This is a genomic window from Desulfovibrio mangrovi, assembly GCF_026230175.1.
Taxonomy (GTDB): domain Bacteria; phylum Desulfobacterota; class Desulfovibrionia; order Desulfovibrionales; family Desulfovibrionaceae; genus Halodesulfovibrio; species Halodesulfovibrio mangrovi.
Window position 1 is genome coordinate 1044442 of record NZ_CP104208.1, and the last position, 25371, is coordinate 1069812.

At 53.7% G+C, this 25371-nt stretch carries 24 protein-coding genes and 1 tRNA gene; 15 read left to right on the forward strand and 10 right to left on the reverse strand.

Annotated elements, in window-relative coordinates; translation table 11 throughout:
• The first annotated feature begins 41 nt into the window (after window positions 1-41).
• From mutS to N1030_RS04805, 6 genes are all read left to right on the forward strand, one after another.
• A complete protein-coding gene (mutS, locus tag N1030_RS04780; protein WP_265828022.1) occupies window positions 42-2759 on the forward strand; it encodes a DNA mismatch repair protein MutS in 2718 nt (905 codons plus the stop codon).
• Entirely contained in the window at window positions 2752-3210 is a 459-nt protein-coding gene (locus tag N1030_RS04785; RefSeq protein WP_265828023.1) for a hypothetical protein, read from the forward strand. The genes mutS and N1030_RS04785 overlap by 8 nt, the downstream gene beginning before the upstream one ends.
• A gap of 22 nt (window positions 3211-3232) precedes the next feature.
• Window positions 3233-4480 carry a diaminopimelate decarboxylase gene (lysA, locus tag N1030_RS04790; protein ID WP_265828024.1) on the forward strand — a complete coding sequence of 416 codons (1248 nt, stop codon included), beginning with the start codon at window positions 3233-3235 and terminating at the stop codon, window positions 4478-4480.
• A gap of 236 nt (window positions 4481-4716) precedes the next feature.
• Window positions 4717-5424 carry a LexA family transcriptional regulator gene (locus N1030_RS04795; protein WP_265828025.1) on the forward strand — a complete coding sequence of 236 codons (708 nt, stop codon included), beginning with the start codon at window positions 4717-4719 and terminating at the stop codon, window positions 5422-5424.
• Between the two features lie 95 nt (window positions 5425-5519).
• Window positions 5520-5684, forward strand: a complete 165-nt coding sequence (locus tag N1030_RS04800; RefSeq protein WP_265828026.1) for a hypothetical protein — start codon at window positions 5520-5522, stop codon at window positions 5682-5684.
• 229 nt (window positions 5685-5913) lie between these two features.
• The gene (locus N1030_RS04805) at window positions 5914-6687 is read left to right on the forward strand and encodes an alpha/beta fold hydrolase (protein WP_265828027.1); all 774 of its coding nucleotides are present in this window, start codon (window positions 5914-5916) and stop codon (window positions 6685-6687) included.
• A 69-nt stretch (window positions 6688-6756) separates the two neighbouring features.
• Here the strand turns inward: N1030_RS04805 and N1030_RS04810 are convergent.
• From N1030_RS04810 to rimI, 4 genes are all read right to left on the reverse strand, one after another.
• Window positions 6757-6843: transfer RNA gene (locus N1030_RS04810), tRNA-Leu, on the reverse strand.
• 43 nt (window positions 6844-6886) lie between these two features.
• Window positions 6887-7228: a preprotein translocase subunit SecG gene (secG, locus tag N1030_RS04815; RefSeq protein WP_265828028.1), complete on the reverse strand. Its 342-nt coding sequence runs from the start codon at window positions 7226-7228 to the stop codon at window positions 6887-6889.
• A 45-nt stretch (window positions 7229-7273) separates the two neighbouring features.
• Window positions 7274-8026, reverse strand: coding sequence for a triose-phosphate isomerase (gene tpiA / locus N1030_RS04820; RefSeq protein WP_265828029.1), 753 nt, complete (start codon window positions 8024-8026; stop codon window positions 7274-7276).
• Window positions 8027-8108: 82 nt separating this feature from the next.
• Entirely contained in the window at window positions 8109-8645 is a 537-nt protein-coding gene (gene rimI, locus N1030_RS04825; RefSeq protein WP_265828030.1) for a ribosomal protein S18-alanine N-acetyltransferase, read from the reverse strand.
• 56 nt (window positions 8646-8701) lie between these two features.
• On the opposite strand from rimI, the gene N1030_RS04830 reads away from it, so the two are divergent.
• Window positions 8702-9289: an NUDIX hydrolase gene (locus tag N1030_RS04830; protein ID WP_265828032.1), complete on the forward strand. Its 588-nt coding sequence runs from the start codon at window positions 8702-8704 to the stop codon at window positions 9287-9289.
• 15 nt (window positions 9290-9304) lie between these two features.
• Here N1030_RS04830 and N1030_RS04835 read toward each other — a convergent pair whose 3' ends face one another.
• The 3 genes from N1030_RS04835 to N1030_RS04845 all read right to left on the reverse strand — a co-directional run bounded on the left by N1030_RS04835 (window position 9305) and on the right by N1030_RS04845 (window position 12261).
• The gene (locus N1030_RS04835; protein ID WP_265828033.1) at window positions 9305-10096 is read right to left on the reverse strand and encodes an inositol monophosphatase family protein; all 792 of its coding nucleotides are present in this window, start codon (window positions 10094-10096) and stop codon (window positions 9305-9307) included.
• A gap of 83 nt (window positions 10097-10179) precedes the next feature.
• A complete protein-coding gene (mreB, locus tag N1030_RS04840) occupies window positions 10180-11202 on the reverse strand; it encodes a rod shape-determining protein (protein ID WP_265828034.1) in 1023 nt (340 codons plus the stop codon).
• Entirely contained in the window at window positions 11203-12261 is a 1059-nt protein-coding gene (locus N1030_RS04845; protein ID WP_265828035.1) for a GAF domain-containing protein, read from the reverse strand.
• A 467-nt stretch (window positions 12262-12728) separates the two neighbouring features.
• On the opposite strand from N1030_RS04845, the gene N1030_RS04850 reads away from it, so the two are divergent.
• The 6 genes from N1030_RS04850 to N1030_RS04875 all read left to right on the forward strand — a co-directional run bounded on the left by N1030_RS04850 (window position 12729) and on the right by N1030_RS04875 (window position 19040).
• Window positions 12729-14456 (forward strand): hypothetical protein, encoded by a 1728-nt coding sequence (locus N1030_RS04850; RefSeq protein WP_265828037.1) that lies wholly within the window; start codon window positions 12729-12731, stop codon window positions 14454-14456.
• A 72-nt stretch (window positions 14457-14528) separates the two neighbouring features.
• Window positions 14529-15626, forward strand: a complete 1098-nt coding sequence (gene gcvT, locus N1030_RS04855; protein ID WP_265828038.1) for a glycine cleavage system aminomethyltransferase GcvT — start codon at window positions 14529-14531, stop codon at window positions 15624-15626.
• A 198-nt stretch (window positions 15627-15824) separates the two neighbouring features.
• The gene (locus N1030_RS04860; protein ID WP_265828039.1) at window positions 15825-16586 is read left to right on the forward strand and encodes a 16S rRNA (uracil(1498)-N(3))-methyltransferase; all 762 of its coding nucleotides are present in this window, start codon (window positions 15825-15827) and stop codon (window positions 16584-16586) included.
• Window positions 16583-17797 (forward strand): replication-associated recombination protein A, encoded by a 1215-nt coding sequence (locus tag N1030_RS04865; RefSeq protein ID WP_265828040.1) that lies wholly within the window; start codon window positions 16583-16585, stop codon window positions 17795-17797. Before N1030_RS04860 ends, N1030_RS04865 begins: the two co-directional genes overlap by 4 nt.
• Before the next feature lie 17 nt (window positions 17798-17814).
• Window positions 17815-18489: a glycosyltransferase family protein gene (locus N1030_RS04870; protein ID WP_265828042.1), complete on the forward strand. Its 675-nt coding sequence runs from the start codon at window positions 17815-17817 to the stop codon at window positions 18487-18489.
• A complete protein-coding gene (locus N1030_RS04875) occupies window positions 18486-19040 on the forward strand; it encodes a BON domain-containing protein (protein ID WP_265828043.1) in 555 nt (184 codons plus the stop codon). Before N1030_RS04870 ends, N1030_RS04875 begins: the two co-directional genes overlap by 4 nt.
• Window positions 19041-19138: 98 nt before the next feature.
• Here the strand turns inward: N1030_RS04875 and N1030_RS04880 are convergent, their stop codons facing one another.
• From N1030_RS04880 to ettA, 3 genes are all read right to left on the reverse strand, one after another.
• Entirely contained in the window at window positions 19139-20407 is a 1269-nt protein-coding gene (locus tag N1030_RS04880; RefSeq protein WP_265828044.1) for a multiheme c-type cytochrome, read from the reverse strand.
• A 143-nt stretch (window positions 20408-20550) separates the two neighbouring features.
• The gene (locus N1030_RS04885; protein WP_265828045.1) at window positions 20551-21132 is read right to left on the reverse strand and encodes a NapC/NirT family cytochrome c; all 582 of its coding nucleotides are present in this window, start codon (window positions 21130-21132) and stop codon (window positions 20551-20553) included.
• Window positions 21133-21303: 171 nt separating this feature from the next.
• Window positions 21304-22989, reverse strand: coding sequence for an energy-dependent translational throttle protein EttA (ettA, locus tag N1030_RS04890; protein WP_265828046.1), 1686 nt, complete (start codon window positions 22987-22989; stop codon window positions 21304-21306).
• 296 nt (window positions 22990-23285) lie between these two features.
• On the opposite strand from ettA, the gene N1030_RS04895 reads away from it, so the two are divergent.
• The gene (locus tag N1030_RS04895; RefSeq protein WP_265828047.1) at window positions 23286-24065 is read left to right on the forward strand and encodes a lysophospholipid acyltransferase family protein; all 780 of its coding nucleotides are present in this window, start codon (window positions 23286-23288) and stop codon (window positions 24063-24065) included.
• 657 nt (window positions 24066-24722) lie between these two features.
• Window positions 24723-25301, forward strand: coding sequence for a TetR/AcrR family transcriptional regulator (locus N1030_RS04900; RefSeq protein WP_265828048.1), 579 nt, complete (start codon window positions 24723-24725; stop codon window positions 25299-25301).
• Window positions 25302-25371: the final 70 nt, after the last annotated feature.

Consider the following 25371-nt stretch of genomic DNA (forward strand, 5'->3'; position numbering starts at 1 on the left):
CTTACTATATTTTCATGACGTTACAGCCGAACAACAATACCATGAGCGATGCCGCAATTCCCAAATTGACTCCCATGTTTGAACAGTACCTCCAGATCAAGGAGGACTATAAGGACTGCCTGCTCTTCTATCGAATGGGCGACTTTTACGAGCTTTTTTTTGAGGACGCCGAGATCGCGGCCCGCGATCTGCAGATCACCCTCACCAGTCGTTCCAGCCCCAATGCCGACTACCGCATTCCCATGTGCGGAGTGCCTTATCACGCGGCTGAAACATATCTTCCCCAGTTGCTTGATAAAGGCCACAAGGTAGCAATCTGCGAACAGATTGAGGATCCCAAGGAAGCCAAGGGGCTGGTTAAACGCGCTGTTAAACGCGTGCTGACCCCCGGCACCGTGGTTGAAGATGCCAACCTTGCCGCCAAAGGCCATAACTTTCTGGCCGCACTCTTCTGGGATGAAGCCGCGGGAAGCGGCGGACTGGCATGGCTGGACTATTCAACCGGCGACTGGTCCGGTCTCTCTGTCAGCAAGGTCAATGAGTTATGGCAATGGGCCCAGAAGATGGGACCACGCGAACTGCTTGTGCCTGATAACGTGAACGTTCCCGAAGCCTTTGCACTGGTGGAAACGCATGTAAACCGCATGCCCGCACGTCCCGGATTTGATTACGCCAGCGCCCGCGACCGTGTCATGCAGTTGCACAGCATCACGGATCTCGCCGTCATCGGACTTGAGAAACACAAGGAGCTGACCCGGGCCTGCGGCGCCCTGCTCTCCTACCTCGGACAGACGCAGAAGCAGGAATTGACGCATCTTGGCCAGTTCAAGTTGCTCAACCTGAGCAAACACCTCATCCTTGACGAGATCACCGAACGAAATCTTGAAATTTTCCGGCGTCTTGACGGCAGAAAAGGACTGGGAACCCTGTGGCATGTTCTTGACCAGACCCAGACCCCCATGGGTGGACGCCTGCTTGAGGAGCGTTTGCGACACCCGTGGCGCGAGCTTGCTCCCATTACAGAGACGCTTGATGCCGTTGAGCATTTTTCAAGCCGTGACAGTTTGCGGAGCGAGTTCCGTGCTGCCCTGAAAGACGTCTACGATATTGAGCGTCTCAGCACGCGCATCCAATTGAATCGGGCCACACCCAAGGATTACATTGCCCTGCGAAATAGCCTTGGTGCCTTGCCCCGCATCCGCGCCATACTGGAAAAACCGGAGAGCACCGATCCGTATATTAATGCCGATGAGGAACAGGGGCTTACCATTCCCGCTTTCCTCAAACGCCTGCTCACCAACTGGGATGATCTCTATGATTACAGTGAGTTGCTTGATCGCGCGCTCGTGGATAATCCACCCCATCTGCTGACTGAAGGGGGGCTCTTCAAATTCGGCTACAAGCCGGAATTGGATGAGCTGATTGAGCTGACCGAGCATGGCGAAGCAAAGCTTGAGGAACTGCTGGCAGAAGAACAACAGGCCTCCAACCTTCCCAAGCTCAAGATGAAGTATAACCGCGTGTTCGGCTACTTCTTCGAGCTTTCCAACGCGGTTCGGGAATCCGTTCCGGAGCACTTTATCCGCAGGCAGACGCTGGCCAATGCCGAACGTTTCACCACGCCCCGTCTCAAGGAGCTGGAAGAAAAGCTGCTCGAAGCCTCAGACACCCGCAAGAGCCTTGAATACAAGCTCTTTCAGGAGTTACGCGATCTCGTGGCGCAGGCTCGTCCGCGACTGCTCTTCATGGCGGACATGCTGGCCTGCCTCGACTACTGGCAAAGCCTCGCCGAGACGGCCCGCAAGTGGAATTGGACCCGTCCCGAACTGCATAGCGGGCAGGATATAACCATTGTGGAAGGCCGCCACCCCGTTGTGGAAGCCGTGCAAGGCAGCAGCAATTTCATTCCCAACGACTTGCGCATTGATGACAAGCGGCGGGTATTGCTCATCACCGGCCCCAACATGGCAGGTAAATCCACCGTGTTGCGACAGGCCGCCATTATCTGCATTCTGGCGCAGGTTGGCTCCTTTGTTCCCGCGCGAGAAGCGCGCATCGGCCTGACAGACCGTATTTTCTCCCGTGTAGGCGCTTCAGACAACCTTGCGCAGGGGCAGTCCACTTTCATGGTTGAGATGATGGAAACCGCACGCATCCTGCGACAGGCGACCAAGCGAAGCTTCGTCATTCTGGATGAAATCGGCCGCGGAACATCCACCTTCGACGGGCTTTCTCTGGCCTGGTCCGTGGTGGAAGAGCTTTCCCGCAGGTCTGACGGCATCCGCACCCTCTTTGCCACGCACTACCACGAACTTACGGCCCTTGAAGGGGCCATTCCCGGCGTGCACAACATGAATATTGCCATCAAGGAGTGGAACGGCGATATCGTGTTCCTGCGCCGTCTGGTTCCCGGTCCTTCCGACCGGAGCTATGGCATTGAAGTGGCCAAACTCGCCGGAGTACCCGGTGGCGTTGTACGCCGCGCCAAGGAGATTCTCGGAGATCTGGAACGCAAGGCCAAGGCATCTGGCCAACATTTTGAGGCCCCGAGGCCTGCGCAGTCCATGTTGCCCGGTATGCCCGCCCCGGAACCACCCAAGCCCAAGGAACGCCCTGTGGTGGAAGCCCCCGTGCATCCCCTGCTGACGGCGTTACGCGATATTGATACGGATAACATGACACCGCTGGATGCCCTGAAACGCCTTACCGAATGGAAAATGCTCTGGGGCCACACCACAAGCGAGGAAAGCGATGAATAATTCCACTGTAGCCAGAATTTGCTCGGGTCTTCTTGTGGCGCTGCTTGCCGCTACTCCCCTGATTGCAGGATGCGGCAAAAAGGGATGGCCGCAGCCCCGAAACACCAACGATACCTTCAAGTGGATCCGCGCCAGCGCCGCTCCTGCCAATGAAGAATGCATCCGCTTTGAAGCGGAATTGAATGGAAATTTGCGCAACATAGAGTATATTGCTTTGGAGTTGCAGACTGCCGGTTCCGCAGAGGACTGCCCCACCTGCCCCTTCAATCCCAATGAACGGATGGAATACCTTCCGGAAGAATTGGGCATTACCTCGCAGCAGGGCGCGTTCTCCAGGCTGTATTGCCCCAAGCGCAAATCCTCCGCGTATCGCTGGCGATTTGTCGGGGTAAACGTACACGGCACGCTGGAACATGCCATCTCCACCGTTCGCGGTGTTGAGATGGAATAACCCTGTTCCCTCTGGAGGTCGCATGCATCATTTCGAATACCGCAACGGCGAACTGTACGCCGAAGACGTGCCTGTTCGCCAACTTGCGCAGGAACACGGCACTCCGCTGTATATTTACTCTTCCGCCACGTTCTCACACCACTTCAAGGCGTTTGATTCCGCGTTCGAAGGCATTCAGCACCTTACCTGCTATTCGGTGAAAGCATGCTCCAACGTGAGTATCCTCAAACTGCTCGGCGCTCTTGGCGCGGGCATGGATATCGTTTCCGGCGGGGAGCTGCATCGCGCACGCAAGGCAGGCATCCCTGCTGAGCGCATTGTCTATTCGGGGGTAGGTAAAAAACGCTCCGAGATTCGTGAGGCGCTTGAGGCCGGCATCCTGATGTTCAACGTGGAATCACGTCAGGAATTGGAACGCATAGCCGTTGTTGCCCGTGAAATGGGTGTAGTAGCCCGCATATCACTGCGTGTTAATCCGGATGTGGACCCCAAAACCCATCCGTATATTTCCACGGGCCTGAAGAAGAATAAATTCGGTCTGGATATCGAGCAGTCCCTTGCGGCATACCGCCGAGCAAAAGAGCTGGAGGGAGTGGAGCCTATCGGCATCGACTGTCATATAGGATCGCAGCTGACCAGCATCGAGCCCTTTATTGAAGCGCTTGAGCGGGTCATGAGCTTCTATGAAACCCTCAAGACGGAAGGAATAGACATCCGTTACCTTGATCTGGGCGGCGGCCTAGGCATCCCTTATAATACGGAAGAACCGCCCCACCCTGTGGAATATGGCAAGGCTGTCACGGAGCGCCTGAAGGGAACCGGGCTCACGCTCATTCTCGAACCGGGACGCGTTATTGCCGGCAACTCGGGCATTCTGGTTACCGAGGTTGTTTACACCAAGGACACGCCCAGCAAGCACTTTGTAATCGTGGATGCCGCCATGAACGATCTGGTTCGCCCCTCGCTCTACCAGTCCTTCCACCGCATAGCCGAAGTGGTTCCGCAAGGTCGCGAGCCTCACGACGTTGATGTTGTCGGCCCCATATGCGAATCAGGTGACTTTCTGGCGCAGGACAGAACCATCCCCGCAGTTGAGCAGGGTGAATTGCTCGCACTATTCTCGGCAGGTGCATACGGTTTCTCCATGAGTTCCCAGTACAACTCACGACTGCGAGCAGCTGAGGTCATGGTCGAAGGCAACACCGCCAAGGTCATCCGCAAGCGTGAAACGTACGCCGACCTCATCGCACTTGAAGAGGGTGCGTTGTAGCTCTTCGTTTTCCGACATCCGCCTGATCGCAAGACAGGTGCATATACCAAATAAACAATATGGGCCGGAAGCAATGCTTTCGGCCCTGTTTTTTTAGCTCATAGAAAAAATCTTTCACAATTTCAGCATATTAAATTTTACAATTTATATTTATAAACTTTATCGCAAAAAAAGCTTGCGTACGATGTTTATCTTTGTTTATAAACAGCAACAGAGCAACACAATAAGGAGAAAGCATGGCCTCACTGGATTTCCACACGTTCTTCCGCCGACTGGAAAAAGCCACAAGCATCAAGAGTCAGCAGGATCTTGCAACGGCGCTGGGAGTCAACCGCTCTGCCATTACGCAGGCGAAGCGACGTGATGCTGTGCCTCCCAAATGGATTCTGGCCTTGTCACGTCAATTCGGCCTTAATCCCGACTGGCTTGAATTCGGAAAAGGGGTGCCGCAGCAATCAAAAGCGGATGTTGCTGCACCGGTCTCCCCTGCTCCTGCCACTCATTCTGAGCACGAACAGGTGGCTGACATTCCTGCCATAGCGACAGTTCCCAAGGTCTATGCGCGCCTGTGCGCAGGCGGCGGCTCCTTTGACGTGGAGGCAGCCGTGGTGGAGGAACACATCTTCAGACAGGACTGGCTGGCCAAAAAAGGCAAGCCCGGCTCCATGGTTCTGATGGATGTTTTCGGCAACAGCATGGAACCCGAAATCCGGGAAGGCGACATGGTGCTTGTGGACCAGTCTCAGAAAGACATTTTTGCCGGTTCCATCTACGCCGTAGGCCTTGAAGATACTGTCATGGTGAAACGACTTGAACGCAAGATGAGAGAAGTTGTCCTGCACAGTGACAACCCGGATTACTCGCCTATCCACGTTCGGGGCGATGAGTTTGAAAGCTTTCGCGTCATAGGACGCATTGTCTGGATCTGTCGGGAATATCGCTAGATTTTACATAACCAATACAAAGGGCTATGCCCTTTTTTTGGCAACACGAAGTTAACTTACATAAACAATATTTGCAGCATACAAGGAGAACGGTCATGCAAAAGCGTTTCTGCACCTGCGGCTTCATGGTTCTGGTCGATTACATCATGAATACCAATTCCTTTGCCTACCGGATCTTCTCCGCAGGTATCAATGCCGGTCGAAAAGTTGAAACCTGTCCCTGCTGCGGCCGTCCGCTGGATATTGACTCCCTGCGATAATGCTGCGGCCTGTCTCTGTTCAGTCAGCATTGTCCTGTGCGGGATTCGTCCCGTTTTTTTGGCCCCTTCATGTTGCATTTTATAAACTTTTGATCGTGCGAAAAAACCGACTCTCGAAAAGGCTTCCCCGGTCGGTTGTTTCACTCAGCGCGGCATTCCGGTCTGCCCCCGGAGTGCCGCGCATTTTTTCATATAAACATTTCCGGTTTGTGACATGGGAGAACATTACATGATTCCATTCAATCATGCAGATGGTGAGCATCTTGAGGTAGAGGGAGCAAGGATCTATTTCGAAATTCAGGGAGACCCTAAAGCCACTCCCCTGGTCTTCCTTCATGGAGGCTTCGGCAGCATTGAGGATTTCAGCCAGATCATTCCGCTGCTTGATCAGCCTTACAGACTGATCGGCATAGACAGCCGTGGTCAGGGAAAATCCACCCTCGGTTCCTCCTCCCTCACCTATTCGCGCATGCAACACGATGTGGAAACTGTGCTAAGGCATCTGGGTATCACACAGACAAATTTCATCGGGCACAGCGATGGAGGTATTGTGGGCTTGCGCCTGGCTGCCGCACACGTCATCGAGATCCCGAAGCTTGTAACCATAGGGTCGCACTGGAGGCTGACTGAGGATGATCCGGCGCGTCCTCTCTTTGCAGGGATTACCGCCGAAAACTGGAAGTCCATGTTCCCGGAAAGCTACAACACCTACCAGCGCCTCAATCCGGAACCGGATTTCCCCATGCTTACACGCGAAATCGTTAGATTATGGCTGGATACCAGTTCTGGAGGCTATCCTGCCGAGGAGATTCGGAACATCACTTCCGACCTGATGGTTGTTCGGGGAGATGAGGATATTCTCATTACCAGGCAACATGCCATGGAATTGGCTGATATGATTTCCGGAGCATGTTTGCTTAACGTGCCTTTCAGCAGCCACGTTATTCATCAGGAAAAGCCTGAACTGCTCATGGACAGCATCAATGAGTTTCTGAACAGGTAAACGAGATAGCACCTGGGACACATAAAGGAAAAAGGCCTGCAGCGTTAAGCTACAGGCCTTTCTACCTTATGGTGCCGAGGAAGGGACTCGAACCCTTACGAGATTTCTCTCACTACCCCCTCAAGATAGCGTGTCTACCAATTCCACCACCCCGGCGATTTCCCGTGTATAGCAAGGTCACTAAGACCCGAATACCAATTTACTGAGCAGGCTTTTCAGCAGGCTCTTTGGGAGCAGCTTCTTCCAGAAGAATGGGCTTTTCCTGTGCAGACTTTTCTTCGATCTTCACATCAATGATGCCGGACTCGTCGGAACCCGTGTGACCGGTCATATAGTTGTAGCTCAGGGAAGTAAAGAGGAAGATCACAGCCATGATGCCGGTCAGTCTGGCAATCATACCGCCAGCGCCGCCGCTTCCGAACATGGACTGGCTGCCGCCGCCGAAGATGACCCCCATGCCTTCCTTGCCAGCCTGAAGCAGAACAAGGATAACAAGAGAGACACAGGCTACGATATGCAGGATAAGAATCAGATTTTCCACTGAGATTGTCCTCCTAGGAACAACGGAGATCGTTGAAATCCAGTTTTATGCGAGCACGATGCGGCTGAAGCTTTCAGCCTGCAAAGAAGCGCCTCCTACCAGAACTCCATTGACATTGTCAAGGCTTACGATTTCCGAAGCATTGTCAGGCTTCACGCTGCCGCCGTACAGAATGGGCATTTGCGCACCAATTGCGGGGAACATGCTCACCAGTTTTTCACGCACAATGGCGTGTGCTTCAAGAATTTCCTTGGGTCCAGCCACTTTGCCCGTACCAATAGCCCACACGGGCTCATACGCGATGGCAATATTCTCAGGAGCCAGATCCTTCGGCACATCCTTGAGGCCAGATTCAAGCTGGGTATGAATCACAGCGGTCAGCCTGCCTGCCTCACGCTCTTCCAGCTTCTCGCCGATGCACAGACAGACCTTGAGGCCCTTTGCGAGGCAGTAAGCGGTCTTCTGGCCGACAAAAGCATCAGATTCACCCAGAACATGACGACGCTCGGAATGCCCGGTCAGCACCCAGTTGCAGCCGCAGGCGGCAAGCATGGACGGAGAGATTTCGCCGGTAAAGGCCCCCTCATCGGCCGGATAGACATTCTGTCCGCCGACATTGAAGCCTGCTGCATCACGCAGGGCTTCCACGGTGCCGTGCAGGGCGGTAAACGGAGGGAAGATGAGCACTTCCCGGTCTGCAGGCAGTGCGCCAACCTTTTCCACAAGGGCACTCGCCGTTTCCTTCGCCTCATCGGCGGTCTTGTACATCTTCCAGTTGGCGGCCATCAGCTTCTTCATTTCCGTCGTCTCCTTCAGTAATATGCCAGCGTTCTGTGCGATGGTATGTGATGGTATATCGGACGCACAATGATTCATGCAACTATTTCGAAGCACCTTCATCCGACTGCAGCGCCTTGGTGTACACAAGGGCATCCTCGTTGGTGTCGGCATAATAGTGTCTGCGGACGCCACACTGCTCATACCCGTAACTTTCATACAGGGCTATGGCAGCACTGTTGGAGCGCCTTACTTCCAGCACCGAGTTCTCTATGCCCATCTTTACGCCAATCTGCAACATCAGGCCGAGCAGACGCTTGCCGAGCCCTGACCTGCGGTAGTCTGGGTGCGTGGCGATATTGAGGATTTCCAGTTCATACTGGGTGTGATACACGGCCACATAGGCAACCAGCACCCCCTTGTAGCGCAGGCCGAAGATGGAAAAGATCTGCTGTTCAAAGGCCAGACGGAACTGCTCCTCCTGCCATGGCATGGAAAAACACCGCTTTTCCAAAGCGGCAACTTCCGATATATGCTCCGGCCCGAGCTTGAAAAACTCCGTTTCCTGCGCACTGACGCAAGGGGCTGCCGCGGCGTCTGCAGACTTTTCCTGCATATTTTTCGTAGTGTTATCAGACATGGCACAAACTTGAGCTATCCGAGAACAGAATCCGGAACAGCCTGTATCCTGTAAATATGATTGAAACCATTTATTCCCAACTCAAGGAAGGCATCGCCGACCTTGTCGAGGTGGTCGACAGCAACGACAGGCCATTCATGGTCATGCCGGTCGCCGATGTTCATACTCAGCCGTTGCGGCACAGGGTGGTACTCACTCTGTTGTATGATGCAAAAGGCCGGCTCTACCTGCAGCGCCGTGCAAAAAGCAAAAAACTCTATCCCGGACGTTGGGATCTTTCATCCACAGGTCACGTTCTCGCCGGAGAGTCCAGAGAACACGCCGCCTTGAGAGAACTGAACGAAGAGCTCCGCGTCTTTCCGGGAAAAGTAAACCAGATCGTCAGCATTCCGGCTTCAGTGGAAACGGAATACGCCTGCATTTCCCTTTTCTCTGCAAGGCTTGCCGGTGACAAGCCCTGCCCCAACCCCGAAGAAGTAGCCGAAGGCATTTTTCTGGATCAGGAAGAGTTCGCAGCCATGCTTGAAGGTTTCCGCGAGCTGCTGACGCCAGCTGTCATTTGGGCTGCGGAAAACGGCTACCTTTTTTCCGACCTGCCCGCCGTTGCCAACGAAGACGAGGATGAGCCACCGGTCGAACCGTAAAGCACCGCGTTCTGGTTACTGCCCTTTCAGCAGCGAGAACATCGTATCGTGCAACGCGCCATTGGTCGCCAATACGCCACGGGAATAAAGCTCAAAAGGCGCATTGGTATCCAGCTGAGTTACCTTGCCGCCTGCCTCTTCCACCAGAAGCCATCCGGCAGATGTATCCCACGGACGCAAGTCGATTTCGTAAAAGGCATCATACCGCCCTGCGGCGACAAAGGCGAAATCAACAGCAGCAGCCCCGCAACGTCGTACGCCACGCGAAGTCACCAGCGCCTTGGATAGCCACCCCATAATCTCGTCCACATTGTCACGGATACTGTAGGGGAATCCCGTTGCGATCAGGGCGTGTTCCAGATTGTCAGTGCCGGTCACGTACATCGGTTGGCCGTTCAAAGCGGCGCCCTGCCCGCGGGCAGCGGTGAAACACTCCCGCAAAATGGGCGCATTCACGATGCCGAGCACCATCCTGCCCTTGTGCCACAGCCCCACTGAGGAAGCCACTAAAGGAATCTGATGGGCAAAATTGGTGGTACCGTCCACCGGATCGATGATCCATGCCAGATCGGTCAGCGGTGCAGTTCCCGCACTTTCTTCCGCCAGAAAGGATGCTTCCGGAAGAATGGCGTGCAGGCGGCGCTTCAGATCCTCTTCAACGGCAACATCGGTTTCCGTCACCAGATCAATTCGCCCCTTCAGAGTTATCTTGCGCGGCTTGTACCAGCTATCCAGTATGACGTTGCCGGACTCGCACACGGCAGCGGTTGCTTCTTCCAGAAGCGATGCATATCCAAACTCATCCATAACATTGTCCTTTTCGCACTCACTGCAATTTTCCCGCAACAAAAAAGCGGCCCGGAGGCCGCCTTTCTGGCGAAAGGGAAAACTTAGTTGATGTACACCTTGCTGTAGAACTTGCGGTCATCAAGGGTACGACCGGTACCGCGAACCACCGTGGTAAGGGGATCGTCATCGATCACAACCTTGAGATTGGTTTCCTTGGTGATCAGGGTATTCAATCCCTTCAGCAGGGCGCCGCCACCGGCCAGCAGCAAACCATTGTCTGCAATATCGCCAGCAAGTTCCGGGGGTGTCTTCTCAAGCGATTTACGAACGGCCATGACAATGGCTTTAACGGGGTCTGCAAGGGCTTCACGCACATGCCCGTCCGTGACGAGCACGGATTTAGGCGTGCCGGTTACCATGTCCTTGCCGGAAACATCCATGGAAAGGGTTTCAGGCAGCGGGTGCGCGGACCCGATTCTGATCTTGATACGTTCGGCCATGTTCTCGCCGATAAGCAGCTTGAACTCTTCCTGAAAATAGCGTTGCACGGCACTGTTCATAGCATCGCCTGCCACGCGGACAGACTCTGCATAGGCAATGGCGGAAAGCGAAATAACGGCCACTTCCGTGGTGCCGCCGCCGATATCAACGACCATGTTGCCCATGGGCTGGTGAATAGGCATATCGGCCCCGATGGCTGCCGCCATGGGTTCCTCAACAAGCCGCACATCGCGGGCACCGGCCTGCTGTGCAGATTCTATGACGGCCCTTTTCTCAACCTGCGTAATGCCGGTAGGAACACAGATAACAATATTGGGCTTGGCAAGGGAAAAACCGGTAATGACCTTCTTGATAAAGAAGGAAATCATCTGCTTGGTGACTTCAAAGTCGGCAATAACACCATCCTTCATGGGGCGGATGGCACGGATGCGCTGGGGGGTACGGCCGAGAAATTCCTTGGCTTCCTTACCCACCGCAAGCACGGTGTTCCGATCGTTATCTATGGCAACAACGGACGGTTCGTTCAGCACGATCCCATCGTTCTTGGTATACAAAAGCGTGTTGGCGGTGCCGAGGTCCATGGCAAGGTCTTTGCCGAACAGTCCTAACAATTTGCCGAACATTTAGGCACTCTCTTCTTGGGTCGAGGTGGAAAAATCAAATTCAAAGTCCTCAGACTGCTCTGTTTTTGTTGCTGCCGCCTGCTGCAACTGATGCAATTGTTGAGCGGCTTCATGCAGCCGACTCCGTAAATACAAGTTTTCAAGAAATAATGCCAGATGTTCGGAAGCCATCTGGCAAAAAACCTTAAGCTCGTCCGGAATTTCCTTAGGATTTTCGCTCGCAAAGACAAGCACACCGCGGGTGATGCGTCCGATGGTCAAAGGCAGACAAATGACGCTTTGAAAGCCGGGGTGCGTGGAGACTTTGCCGTACAGCGGAGAAGACTGCGTGCCCGAATCGGAGCCGCCCATGAAAACAGGCTTGCTGTTCTTGAACACCCACCCCACAAGTCCCGTGCCATAAGGAATGGCCTGTGCTTCACCCTGAACGTAGGACTGGGTTTCGTCTTCGATGTAATAGTTGTGCCCTGCTTCGTCTCTAGAGGCAAAACTGCAATAAGAAAAACCGGATGTCTCGGCCATTATGCCGAGATATTGTTCAAGAAACTTTGACCAGTTCTTGTGCCGTTTGCGCAGACCGTAAATCAGCTGCAGGCAGCTGTAATACTTGCTCAGATTCACCTGCTCGGCAGCGAGGCAGGAGCTGGACTGAACCTCGTACACAAGGTCGGCAAAAAGCTGAAGAATCTTCTGGTCCTTGTTGGAGAAGGAGTACTGACGCTTACTGTCGAGGCAAAGCGCTCCGGTACCGTTCCTGAGAGGAACCCCCATAAAGGCCTTTATCTTCGATTCCTCGTTGCTGGAATAATAACCGAGATGATACTGGCGCGTATCGAAATCGTTGACGAGCATTGGCCCCTGATTGCTGACAATCCAACCGACAAGCCCTTTGCCGGGCACAAACTGCGCCCCCTTGTCGACAAGGTCGCCCAGGCTGAAGCTGCCGACAACGGCAAACTCTCTTCCGGAGTTGTCGGGCATTATCAGAACAGCCGAATACGCATCAAAGACGCTGCAGATTATTCCGAGAATGCGTTCATAGCAGGACTTGGTATTCATTAAAATATACCTGCCGATTCAATTGGAATCGGCTAGAGTTAGCATGCTTCTATGTAGTAAAGAGCGTTGCCTGTCAGGACAGTTGCGTTGCAGCTCAAGCCCCCCCTTCTGACCGCCATCTGTGCGAAAACAGTGGCCTGTCATAAGCCACTGACTCAAGGCGTGCAGGGTGAGACATGAAGAACAGGTCAACAAGGCTCCCAATTCCGCATATTAATATAGTAATCCTGCGGTTGTTTCAATCACCGCTTATAGTCACCTGAAAGCGGAACTCGTCATAAACACGCTAACACCATGCAATCATTAGCTCATTTTTTTCTACGAAGCCATTTGTCCGCCTAGTGGGTATTTTCATGAAATGGTAGAAATTTTTTAGAGAATACAATACGATGTCCAGAAAGAAGCTGGGCATTCACCATGACGCGCCCCGCAAGTAATTTCATGCTTCACGACAGGGATTCTACTCCATGAGTTTCGATTGGAAAAAGGCGTTCACCAAATGTGGCATTCCATGGGATGACCACAACACATTTGCTGCGCCGGTCAATCTGAACTCGCTCATGGAATTGAAACAATTCCTGGACATAATCCACACAAAGTTCTGCCTCCTCAAACCCTACTTCGAGAATCCGGATTATCCCGTTGTGGACAACAGGGAACTGCTTCCCTCTTTTGAATCCGACATATGGGAACACAAGAATCTTCCCGGCTTTTCCATGGTAGCGTTTGACCGTCAGATCAACTATTTTTCGGAAATTTTCCAGTTCGACATACTGCATTCGCTGATGGATGAAACTGCAAATGCTGAAGGTAAATCCTGCCCGCTTGAGCATACTGTCATCTCACAGAACGTGCAGGCCATGCAGAACCGCATGCCCAAAAAGCTGCAGGAATCCTTTAAGCAGCGTTTTATGAAGTATGATGTTTCAGTATTGGATCATTACCCAATGCTGCTTCCATATCTGCTCGAAATGGACCGCGCGCAGGTAATGGCTCTTGATTCATTCGGGAACTATTACCTTTCAGGAATTTACGCATCATTCCCATCGGAGTTGGATGCAGAAATAAAGCGCTTCGGCATGCGTACGGGCAAATTCAGCATCGGTGACAATGAAAAATACGAACGCAATCGTCTGTTCGTATATCAGTATTTGATGGAGTTGTACGGATTCCCCATTGTTTCCGAACGCAGAACATCAAGTGCCTTGTTTTCGCGCCGTTTGCACAAGATGGGTGAACGATTCCTTGTACGCGTGCTCGGGCAAAGCGATCGCACTCTCACCACGCTGTACACGCCGACCAAGCGCAAACACTACCCGACCATTGAAAAGATTGCTCTGGTCAAGGTGCACAACGACCAGACTGAAGTCATCCGCAGGCTGGAAGAAGGTGGTTTCTTTGTCGACGAACAAAAACGCGTGGTCATTTTGCGCGTCACCTACTCCCAGCACAAATTCAACCCCGACAACGTGCGCCAGGAACGCGCTCTTTCCGTGGTCAAGCAAGAGGTAATACACCCCATCACAGCACGGGTGGTAGACGACCTCAACATCATCAAGGATACGACCAACATGTTCCTGCGCCTCAACGACATAGTCCGGGGCGAATACACGGGACGCATCACGTACAAGCGAAATGAGATCGTAGAAAACACGGATACAGACGAAAAAAGGCTCAAATTCCTCTACGCATGGCTCTCCAAGCACCAGCGGCGAATCATCGGTTATTCCGACGAATTCTTCGGCAATGTCGTCAAGGTGCTGGACGGCTATCTTCTCTCGCCGGACAATTACGAGGTGTTTGGCAACCTCAATGATCTGTATCAGGAAGTCTGGGCTCGCTACAGTTTCATCCAGCAGGCGCGCAAGATCCGTATTCTTGAAGACCTCCGCACCCGCGAATACAAGGGAGAGCGGATAAGTTACGGCACCATGCTCTCAGAAGCCGTGAATCTGCTGCACGGCCTGAAATTCGAGATCGTCAGCTATTTCGATGAACTTGTGGCCAGCGTTATTTCCATTGCCGAGTCCATTCTCAACGACCGCTATATCATCCGCAATTACATCGACAAGAAAGACGACCAGCTCTCGCCGTACGGACTGGAGATGAAAAAACAGTACAGAAAACTCGTCTCTCTACTTGACGAATTCAAAGCAATCCGCAAATCTCGTCGCGAGTTCAGCCAGAATCGATAATATGAACACGCGATTCTGCGGGAACCAGCAACCACACCACAACATCCACCATCAACCGCTCAGGAGGACGCCTTGTCTGACCTGCTCCAAACACCGTTAACGTCGTGGCACAAGGCTCAGGGCGCCAAAATGGCCCCCTTTGCCGGCTGGGATATGCCCATTCAGTACAAAGGCATCATCGTCGAGCACAACCACACCCGTGAGCATGCCTCCATCTTCGACATCTGCCACATGGGCGAATTCACGCTCAAGGGCGCAGGTGCGAAGGATGCTCTGTCCAAGATCGTGACCCACAATCTGGACACCCTCGGGCCCGGCAAATGCCGTTATGGTTTTCTGCTGAACGAGGAAGGCTGCATTCTGGACGACCTCATCGTCTACTGCATGGCTGAAGACGATTACATGCTGGTGGTCAACGGCGCCTGCACCGAATCCGACTTTGCATGGATCGCCAAGCATCTGCCCGCCACTCTCTCCTTTACAGATGTTTCCGCTCAGACCGCCAAGATCGACCTTCAGGGCCCCGAAGCCTATGACGTGCTTGAAGCAGTTCTCGGCACCGGCTACCGTTCGCTCAAGTATTTCTGCCATGTCACTGCGGAATTCAACGGCGGCCCCATTATCATCAGCCGCACTGGCTACACTGGTGAACTGGGCTATGAGTTCTACCTGCCTTCCGAAAACGCTGCCGCCCTCTGGGACAAGCTCATGGCAGACGAGCGTGTAGAAGCCGCAGGCCTTGGCGCACGAGACACTCTTCGTCTTGAAGTGGGTCTGCCCCTCTACGGACAGGATCTCGACACCAAGCACAATCCCACGGAAGCCGGCATGGGCTGGCTGCTCAAGTCCCCTGCCGCTTACATCGGCAAAGGCAAGGACGCAGAAGTACGTGAAATGCTCGTTCCGCTTACCATTCCCGGCCGCCGCGCGGCACGTCATCACGACGTGGTCTGCCTGCCTGAGGCCAAGGGCGGAAAGGAAGTGGGCGTTGTCACCAGCGGTTCCTTCTGTCCTTCCGTAGGCAACTCCGTGGCGCTGGCCTTTGTTGCCAAGGAATACGCTGACGAGCCTGCGTTTATAGTCAAAGCCGCTCGCGTAAACCTTGAAGCCACCCGCTCCGACCTTCCTTTCTTCAAAGGCGGCACGGCCCGCAAGAAGCTGGAAGAGTAAGACGTTATCCGTTCATTCCCGTACACTTAAAGGGGCAGCTTAGGCTGCCTCTTTTCGTTTTCCCGGTCTTCGGGCAAGTTCATCAAGGGAACACAGCGCATTGGAGTTGGCAGAGTGCGCCATGCCTGTTAATACTGCGCAATACCGTTGCCGTCTTCAACCGGCAGCCATTGCACATCATCTCCACCGGAGCACGACTTGAAAACGTTCTATCTGCCGCCAGAAGAATGGCGGGAACCATATACGCTTGAAGGACAGGAAGCCAAGCATCTCGTCAAAGTGCTGCGCGCCCGCGAAGGGGACGCCATTCGCCTGCTCGATGGCCGCGGACGCGAAGGCATGTTCCGCATTACCGCAACCGAAAAGCACCGCGTTCACCTTACACTTGAAGAATTGGTTGAACATCCGGAACCGGTCGGTTCCGCGGTGCTGGCGCTTGGCTGGGCAAAGTCCGTCAGACGCGGCTGGTTGCTGGAAAAGGCTGTGGAGCTGGAAGCCGGGGGCATCTGGCTCTGGCAGGCTGACCGTTCGCAATCAAGCGTTCCCACTGACATCAAGGACTCGTGGGAAGGCCAGATGATTGCTGGTGCCAAACAGAGCCTCAACCCGTGGCTGCCGGAACTGCGAACCATACCGGACGGCGTTGAAGGGCTCGTGAGATTGGCATCGGCATTCGACAACATCTTCATTCTCTGGGAAGGCCAGTCCCCTTCCGCTCTCCTTTCGCCTGCCATGCTTGGCGGCAAGGGACGAACCCTGTTCGTGGTTGGTCCTGAAGGCGGCTTTTCGGACAGGGAAGTTCGCGTGCTCACGGAAGGCGGCTTTACACCCGTCAGCCTTGGGCGACGCATTCTCCGCTGGGAAACTGCCGCCCTGCTCTGTCTCGGACTGGACTGGTGGCACCGCGAGCTTGTGGAATCCTCTGAAACGGAACATGAACAATCGGGAGGCGCAGCGTGAGCGTACGCCAGCCTCTGGCAGACAGAATCCGGCCCGAGTCCTTTGACGATTTTGTGGGACAGGAACACCTGAAGGCACGGATCACCGCACTGGGTAACGCAAAAAGGCTCCCAAGTCTGCTTCTGTTCGGCCCTCCCGGATGCGGCAAATCTACCCTTGCATTACTTCTTGCGCGACAGACAGGACAAAACTGGCTGCGTGTGAGCGCACCGGAAGCGGGCCTGCAGCAACTACGCAAATCCCTCACCGGTGTGGATGTGCTGGTGTTGGATGAGTTGCACCGTTTTTCCAAGGCACAGCAGGACTTTTTTCTGCCCCTGCTGGAATCCGGTGAAGTCACCCTTATTGCCACGACCACGGAGAACCCCTCTTTCAGCGTCACACGGCAGCTGCTTTCCAGACTACATGTCCTGCGCCTGCGTCCCCTGAGCAGACCGGAGATGATTCAGCTTGCCAGACGGGGCTCAGAGGCCAGCGGCTTCACCCTTGAAGATCAGTCCTACGACTTTATCGCGGGTGTTGCCCACGGCGATGCACGCACCATGCTTAACCTCATGGAGTACATTGCGGCCTTGCCTGAGGAATCCCGTTCGTTCGAGAATCTCCGCACTGCGCTTCCTGAAGTGGTCATCCGCCATGACAAAGATGGAGACAATCACTACGAACTGGCCTCAGCACTCATCAAATCCATTCGCGGCAGCGATCCTGATGCAGCCTTGTATTATCTTGCCTGCCTGCTGGAAGGCGGCGAAGATCCCCGCTTCATCACACGCAGACTCATTCTTTCCGCTTCCGAGGACATAGGACTGGCAGACCCCACAGCCCTGCAGTTGGCTGTCGCCTGCCAGCAGGCCATTGAGTTCGTCGGCATGCCGGAAGGATTTATCCCGCTTGCGGAATGCGTGGTTTATCTGGCCCTTTCCAAGAAGAGTAATTCCACCTACGCCGCCTATCTGGCCGCCGCCAAGGAAATACGTACCAATGGTCCCCGCCCTGTGCCCCTGCACCTGCGCAATCCTTCCACCAAATTGCAGAAGGACTGGGGGTACGGAAAGAACTACCTGTATCCGCACAACTACCCTGAAGGGCACGTGGAACAGCAGTACCTGCCTGACGGACTTGAGGACAGGCATTTCTATCAGCCCAAGGACCATGGCATAGAACCCCGCATCGCCGCATGGTATAAACAGCTGCACAAGAAACGCCCATAACCCGACGGAATGCGCCCATGGCAACAGCCCCTCTCTACAGCATAATCACCCCCAGCGCGGGCAAGCGCCCTGCTGCGCTTGGGCATGCCATAGACAGCGTCCATGAGGCGATGATCCGTGCCGGTCTTGATCAGGATTCCGTGGAAATGCTTGTCGGATATGACGGCATACAGGGACCGGCGGTCCGCGAGTATCCTTTCGTACAGTTCCTGAACCTGCCGCAGCAGGGAAATTTCGGCAACGGCATACGCCAGATGCTGCTGCGTGTCTCAAAAGGGAATAGGATCATTTTTCTTGATGACGACAACGCGCTGACCCCCGATGCACTTGCCGTTTACAGCCGGTATCCGGACACGGAACTGGTGATTGCCCGCATAGATGTAAGCCGCGCGTTCGCCAACCCTTATTTGCCGGAACAGGTTGAAGGCCGTGACCTTTTTCGTCCTACCAACGTAGATCCTTTGTGTATGTGTCTTTCACGGGATCTGGTACAGGACCGATGCGGAGGCTGGGAGATTTACGAAGGCTACGAATCGGATTATCGTAATCTTGTGCGTTATTATCGCAGAGCACATTCCGTCACCATTACGAACGACATTGTAGGTATTTATGATGCGGGACGCGGCATGGATCAGGGGGGCATGAACCGCAGACAACAGCAAACCGAATCACCACAGGAGATAACAGAATGAAAAGAGCCATATTGATCCTTGCTGGCCTGCTGCTTCTTTCCATGACCACAGGCTGCGGCACCATCTACAAGACAGCCGTTGATGAGCGAAACGTGAAAACCGTTGCCTCGGATGAATATATTACCGCAGAAATCAAAGCCCGCTTCCTTGATGACAAGCTCGTCAGCGTGCTGGACATCGGTGCAAACGTCTATGAAGGGCATGCGTACCTTTATGGCGAGTATGAAAGCGACGCACAGCGCGCACGGGCAATATCCATTGCCAGCAACGTTGAAGGCGTGACGGAAGTCACCTACTACCTGCTTCCCAAGGTAAAGAGTGATACCTGCGGCACAACGGACAACCTGATGATTCGCGGCTCCTTGGAAAAGGAGCTGATCTCGGATGACAGGATATGGTCCACGAACGTGGATGTGGCCGTTATCCAGTGCAACGTCGTATTGATGGGCCTTGTAGGAACGCAGAAAGAGATAGACCTCTCCATTAAGTATGCAAAAGAGATTGAGGGGGTGCGGCGGGTACGTTCCTACCTCAAGGTCATCAGCAAATAGCTCCTGCCCCTTTTCAAACATAACAGCGCCCCCGATCTCTCAAGGTCGGGGGCGCTTGATATTGGGGAGGCTGCCAACCTCTCCCGGCATTAGTGCTGCTACTTCTTGCCGAATATCACCTCGGGCTTGGTCGTATCGCCGCCGGTGTTCGGGAAATCAGGATAGCGGTAAGCGGGCTTATTGTGCTCTATCAGCTCGCGTGCGCCTTCCATGAACCGGTTGAAACGGTTCTTGCACTCGTAGAAGCCGTGCCACCACGCGTAGTCCGGAGCCATCATCATGGCGCCCATGCGTGCGCGACGGCCTTCGTGATGCCAAAGCTCGTAATATTCCACTTCAAGTTCTTCGTCGAAGAACGTGGTGTTATCAAGAAGCTTCTTGGCATACAGATCGTCCAGCATGGCCTTGGCAGGCTTAAAGTACTTTTCATTGTATTCTTCAACAGCGTTGTCGAAATCCACATAGAAGTCGTCCACCCATGCCACGCCGTGACATTGCAGACACACTTCCTTCATCTTTGCACGCTCTGCCTTCCAGTCTGTCTTGGCCGGGAACGCCTTGAACTCAGAGGGGCGCACCGTCAGAGGAGCCTGTGTTTCCCAAGACAGACGTTCCGTTACGTCATGGCTGGTCATGACCTTGCCGGAGCCGGACATATGACACCCCGCACAGGTGGGGGCGCGGTAATCAACGCCTGCCGTCCATGTTCCGCCTGCAGCATTCCAGTTGTACTGATCGCCGAAGGTATCATAGATATCGCCGTGCTTGGATTCCTTGTAGATTTCGATCTGCGGGTGGTCCGGACCAAGGTGACACTGGCCACAAGCCTCGGGCTTGCGCGCTTCCATGACCGAGAAACGGTGACGGGTATGGCAACTGGTACAGGAACCCAGCGAACCGTCAAGGTTCACTCTGCCCACGCCGACATTGGGCCACGTGGAGGAATCAAGCTTGCCATCCTTAACTTTCAGGATGGTGCCGTGGCAGTAGTAACAACCGGTTTTGCGTTCGTTATCCGAATTCATGCCCTTGTTGAGCCACGGGTCGATCTTCCACATGATCTCAATGGTGTTGGCATGCTTGGAACGGCTGTACTGGGTTACTTCGTCAGGGTGACAGCGGGAACAGTCCTTGGGCGTTACAACCGCTGCAACGGGGATTTTGTACTGTGACTTGCCATAAGGCATGTCGCTGCGATTGTAGTATTCAAAATGAGCCTTTGAAACATCGGCATCTTCATCCGAAGCCTGGTGGCAATCCAGACAGGTGATGTTGGCGGCCGCATGACGGCTTGCCGCCCAGTCTGCAAACAGGCCGGGGGTGGTTACACGGTGACATTCGATGCAGGCTACAGCCTGTTCCGGCATACTTCTCTCAATCCGGAATTCCTTGAGTTTTGGATAGTTGTTCGCAGCAAAAGCACTGGCACAGACAAGGACCAAAACCAGGGCAACGATCAATGACAGCCAACCCTTCTTCAACATTGATTTCATCGGGCATGCCTCCTCAATTACCTGATTTGAAGCTGAAAGTTGAGCCCCGTAGCTCTGTACGGAGGCAGGAACTGCTTGTACTGATAGTGTTGACGATCAACATGGACCAGGTTTCTGTGACAGTCCACGCACTTGCGCTCGTAACCGGGGCGTGGATTCAGGATCGTTCGATGCGCGAGCATTGCGCCCCTGTTACCGGGGAGGTACAGGATGTTACGATGACACTTCTGGCATTGCTCATTCTTGAAGCTTGCATAGGCGCGCTCCCGCATGGCTGGCCTGTCGTATTCCTCGACAGGATTGCTCATGGTGAAATGGGCATATACATCCTTCAAGCCATGGTAGGTTTTCGAGTAGAAGAAGTTCACCGTATCATGCGGTGCTGGCAGGTGGCAGTCCATGCAGTCCGCAACAAAGCCTTGCGCATTGTTGACATGGGTGGATGTTTTCCACGCTTCCCATGCCGGACGGATTTCATGACAGGAAGCACAGAAGCCGGGCGTTGAGGTGCGAACCATTGTATAATAGGTCATGCTGAACACGGGAAAGCCGAGCAGCACTCCTACAAAAGTCCACACGGCCGGCTTGTACCAACGCATACGCACCCCCTTTGGGCGCCTACGCCCAGTTCAAGGTTTGGTATCGGCAAGCATTAAGCCAAGATAGATTCAACAATACCAAGCGTGGCAGTAAGCCCAATTATAATCTGAAAAAAAAAGAGAGGCGGAACATGTCCGCCTCTCTTCATGAGTGATGTAAAAAAGTACGCGTTAGCGGGTAAGCTTGCGGTACTTGATACGGGTGGGCTGGTCTGCGTCCTTGCCGAGGCGCTTCTTACGGTCTGCTTCGTATTCGCTGTAGTTGCCGTCGAAGAATACTACGGAAGAATCGCCCTCAAACGCGAGGATATGCGTTGCGATGCGGTCGAGGAACCAGCGGTCATGCGAAATGACCAGCACGCAGCCGGCAAAGTTCTCAATGCCTTCTTCCAGGGCGCGCATGGTGTTTACGTCGAGGTCGTTGGTGGGTTCGTCAAGAAGGATGACGTTGGCGCCGGACTTAAGGGTACGGGCCAGATGCACACGGTTGCGCTCACCACCGGAAAGCACGTCCACCACCTTCTGCTGGTCGGAGCCTGTGAGGCCGAAACGCGAGCAGTAGGCGCGGGAGTTTACTTCCCTGTTGCCCAGCTTGATCGTGTCGTAGCCATCGGAAATGACATCATACACGGTCTTGCCGGCGGTAAGGGTGTCACGTCCCTGATCTACATAGGACAGCTTAACGGTCTCACCCAGCTTCATTTCACCGCCATCGGGCGTTTCGGAACCGATGATCATTTTGAACAGCGTGGACTTACCGGCACCGTTGGGGCCGATGATGCCAACTACGGAGCCGGGCTGGATAAGGAAGCTCATGTTGTCCACGAGCAGCTTTTCACCCATGGACTTCTGTACACCCACAGCCTCGATGACAGACTTGCCGAGACGCGGTCCCGGAGGAATGTAGATTTCCAGATCCTTGGCATGCTTCTCGGACTCGGTGGTCAGAAGGGATTCGTATGCATTGATACGAGCCTTGGACTTGGCATGGCGGCCCTTGGGAGACATGCGGATCCACTCAAGTTCGCGCTGCAGAGTCTTCTGACGCTCGGATTCCTGCTTTTCTTCCACAGAAAGCCGCTGCTGCTTCTGCTCCAACCAGCTGGAGTAGTTACCCTTCCACGGAATGCCGCGGCCGCGATCGAGTTCAAGAATCCAGCCCGCCACGTTATCAAGGAAGTAACGGTCATGGGTTACGGCAATAACGGTACCGGGGAAGGTCTGGAGGAAACGCTCCAGCCATGAGACGGATTCAGCGTCAAGGTGGTTGGTGGGTTCGTCGAGCAACAGAATGTCGGGGTTCTGCAGCAGCAGACGGCACAGAGCCACACGACGCTTTTCGCCGCCGGAGATAACGGAAACAGGGGTGTCGGCAGGCGGACAACGCAGGGCATCCATGGCCATTTCAAGGCGGGAATCGATATCCCAGCAGCCCTTGTTGTCCATGAGTTCCTGAACAACGGCCTGGCGCTCGATAAGAGCATCCATTTCCTCGGGCTCCATGGGCTCGGCGAACTTGGCGTTGATCTCGTTGAATTCCTTGATGATGTTCATCTCTTCGCCAACGCCTTCTTCAACAACCTCGCGTACGGTGCGGGTTTCGTCCACCAGAGGCTCCTGTTCAAGGTAGCCTATGGTGAAACCGGGCGAACACGCGGTTTCGCCGTCAAAATTCTTGTCCACGCCTGCGAGAATCTTCAACAGAGAGGATTTACCGGAACCGTTAAGGCCCAGCACGCCGATCTTGGCGCCGTAGAAATAGGAAAGGGAAATATTTTTCAATACTTCGCGCTGCCCGTGACGCTTGGTCACGCGCATCATGGAATAAATTATCTTATCCGGTTCATTCTGGCTCATGAGCACTCCGACGTTGGAAATTTCTGCCATCGTATGGCTTGTGAAGCTTTTGCCGTGAAAATCGCAGGTTGTCCAGAAGAGAACGCAAATACCCTACAGCGCCAAGGCCACAGGCGAGTTGCCTGCAATACGGGGGGTGCATGATTGCTTTTAGAGGCAAGAGCGCGTAGGTTTCGCGCCGTTGGCATTGTGACAAACAAGTCACAGCCAATTCTTCAGTACAAAAAAATCATGATGTTAGCGCCCAAACTGGCTGCGCGACAACAGCAATTCATTTACGACGCAAAGGAAGGTTCATGGCCGCTTATCCTGTAATGTACGGCAACACCTATCACACCCCGGAAAACGCTTCCAACCCGATTGCCCGCATTCTCCCGAACCTGTTCTTCTACCCTTCAATGCTTGCCACAGTAGGCTGGGCATCCCGCCTTGCGAAGTTGGACAAACTGACTCCGGAAGCATGGGTCAACAGCAGCCTTGGCATCATTCGAGCCTTTGAACGCGTTGGGGTCACCTTTCATTTCGAAAACCTGCAGGCCTTTGCCCAGCTGAATACCCCATGCGTCTTCGTCGGCAACCACATGAGCACGTTGGAGACCTTTGTACTCCCTGCTCTGATACAGCCCTATCGTAACGTCACCTTTGTCGTGAAACAGAGTCTGATGGAATATCCCTTCTTCAGATGGATAATGCATTCCCGCGACCCCATTGCTGTTGGCCGCACAAACCCCAGAGAAGATCTCAGAGCCGTGCTTGATGGCGGCATCCAGCGTCTGGAGAAAGGCATTTCCGTTGTCGTGTTCCCGCAGGCCACACGCAGTGTTGAGCTTGATCCTGCCCATTTCAACAGTATCGGCATCAAACTCGCCAAGAAGGCTGGAGTACCTGTTGTACCTCTGGCTCTGAAAACAGATACATGGGGTGTTGGGGCCCTCATCAAGGATTTCGGTCCGGTCAATCCGGCCATCCCTGTCCGGATGCGGTTCGGTAACCCCATATCCATTGAAGGCAATGGCAAAGCTGAACACCAGCACGTTTGTGACTTCATAGCCAACGCGCTTAAGGAATGGGCATAGTTCCTCACCCCGCACACGCATATGTCTTTGTACACATCCTGTGCGGGCAAACACTCTTGCCAATCGCACCAAAGTTCATTTTAAAAAGATCGGCATATCAGCATATTAGCTGATGCACCTACAACAGGAAGAACATTTTCTCTCTTTTTTGTTGACAGACAGGAGTGAGGATACTAATTACAGACATCGACTGTTTGAGCGCACAGTTCAAGAAATGAAGCTCGGATCGTCTTCCGCATCAGATCTGGGTTTCGTCAGCATGAGCCGCAAGCTCAGACTGTACTATATTTCTAACACGCTCCTCTTCTCTCTTAGCCCCCGCAAGGGGGCTCTTTTTTTAAAAGATAACGGAAGAGTTTAAAGAGTGGCGAAAGACAACCCATTGGTAAGACGCTACGACATTCCAAACAATTGTATGACGCAGCCCACTTCACACCTCTGAATAATGAACTGCTGCTAAACCATACGAGAGTTGTACTGAAGTGAAGATGTCAATAGTCTTCAGACGGTTGATTGACTGTTCGACTATTGTGAGCTAATGGACTTTTGGGTGCTCAAACAGTGTTCTAACTCACGGCTTGAAGGGCAATTCTTCCGCCGGTTGCAATGGGCTGCAGCCGGGTATTGCCTAAACCACATAAATAATGGGCCAAGTGTATGACAATTACTAAAAAGGATGCGCTGCTCCTTGCAGCCAAGGAGCTATTCGGGGAGTACGGATACGCTGAGACGACCTTCAAGAAGATTTCCGAACGCGCTGGGGTTGCGCTGGGTCTTCTTACCCATCACTACGGCAACAAGGAAAAGCTGTTCCTTGCCGCAGGACTGGATGTCCTGGACAACTTTCTTGTTCACCTGCGCGAAGCATGTGCCCGTGGAGAGAACGGATACGAATCCGTCATCAACTTCAGCAAGGCATATCTTGAGTTCTCCGTGGACAAGGATTCCTACTTCATGGTTCTGGTTCGTTGTTCCCCTTATTCGGACATGAAGACCAAAACCGATCGGGACACCATGTACGAAAAGTTCAATCAGGTTCCCCGCGAACTGGAGTACCATGTTCGTCGCGGTATTGAGGACGGATCCATAAAGAAGGACCTGCCCCCTCATGAAACCTCAACTGCCATCCAGTGCAATCTGGTTGGCGCCATCCGTACCAAGTTGCTGACGCCTTACGCTCCTCCGAGCCTGTATGACGAAATGGTACGTTTCATCTCCAGAAGCATCAAAGCGTAACGCTAGTTGCTGGTTGCACTAAAAGGCGGAAGGGAAACCTTCCGCCTTTTTCATGGTCGATCACCAATAC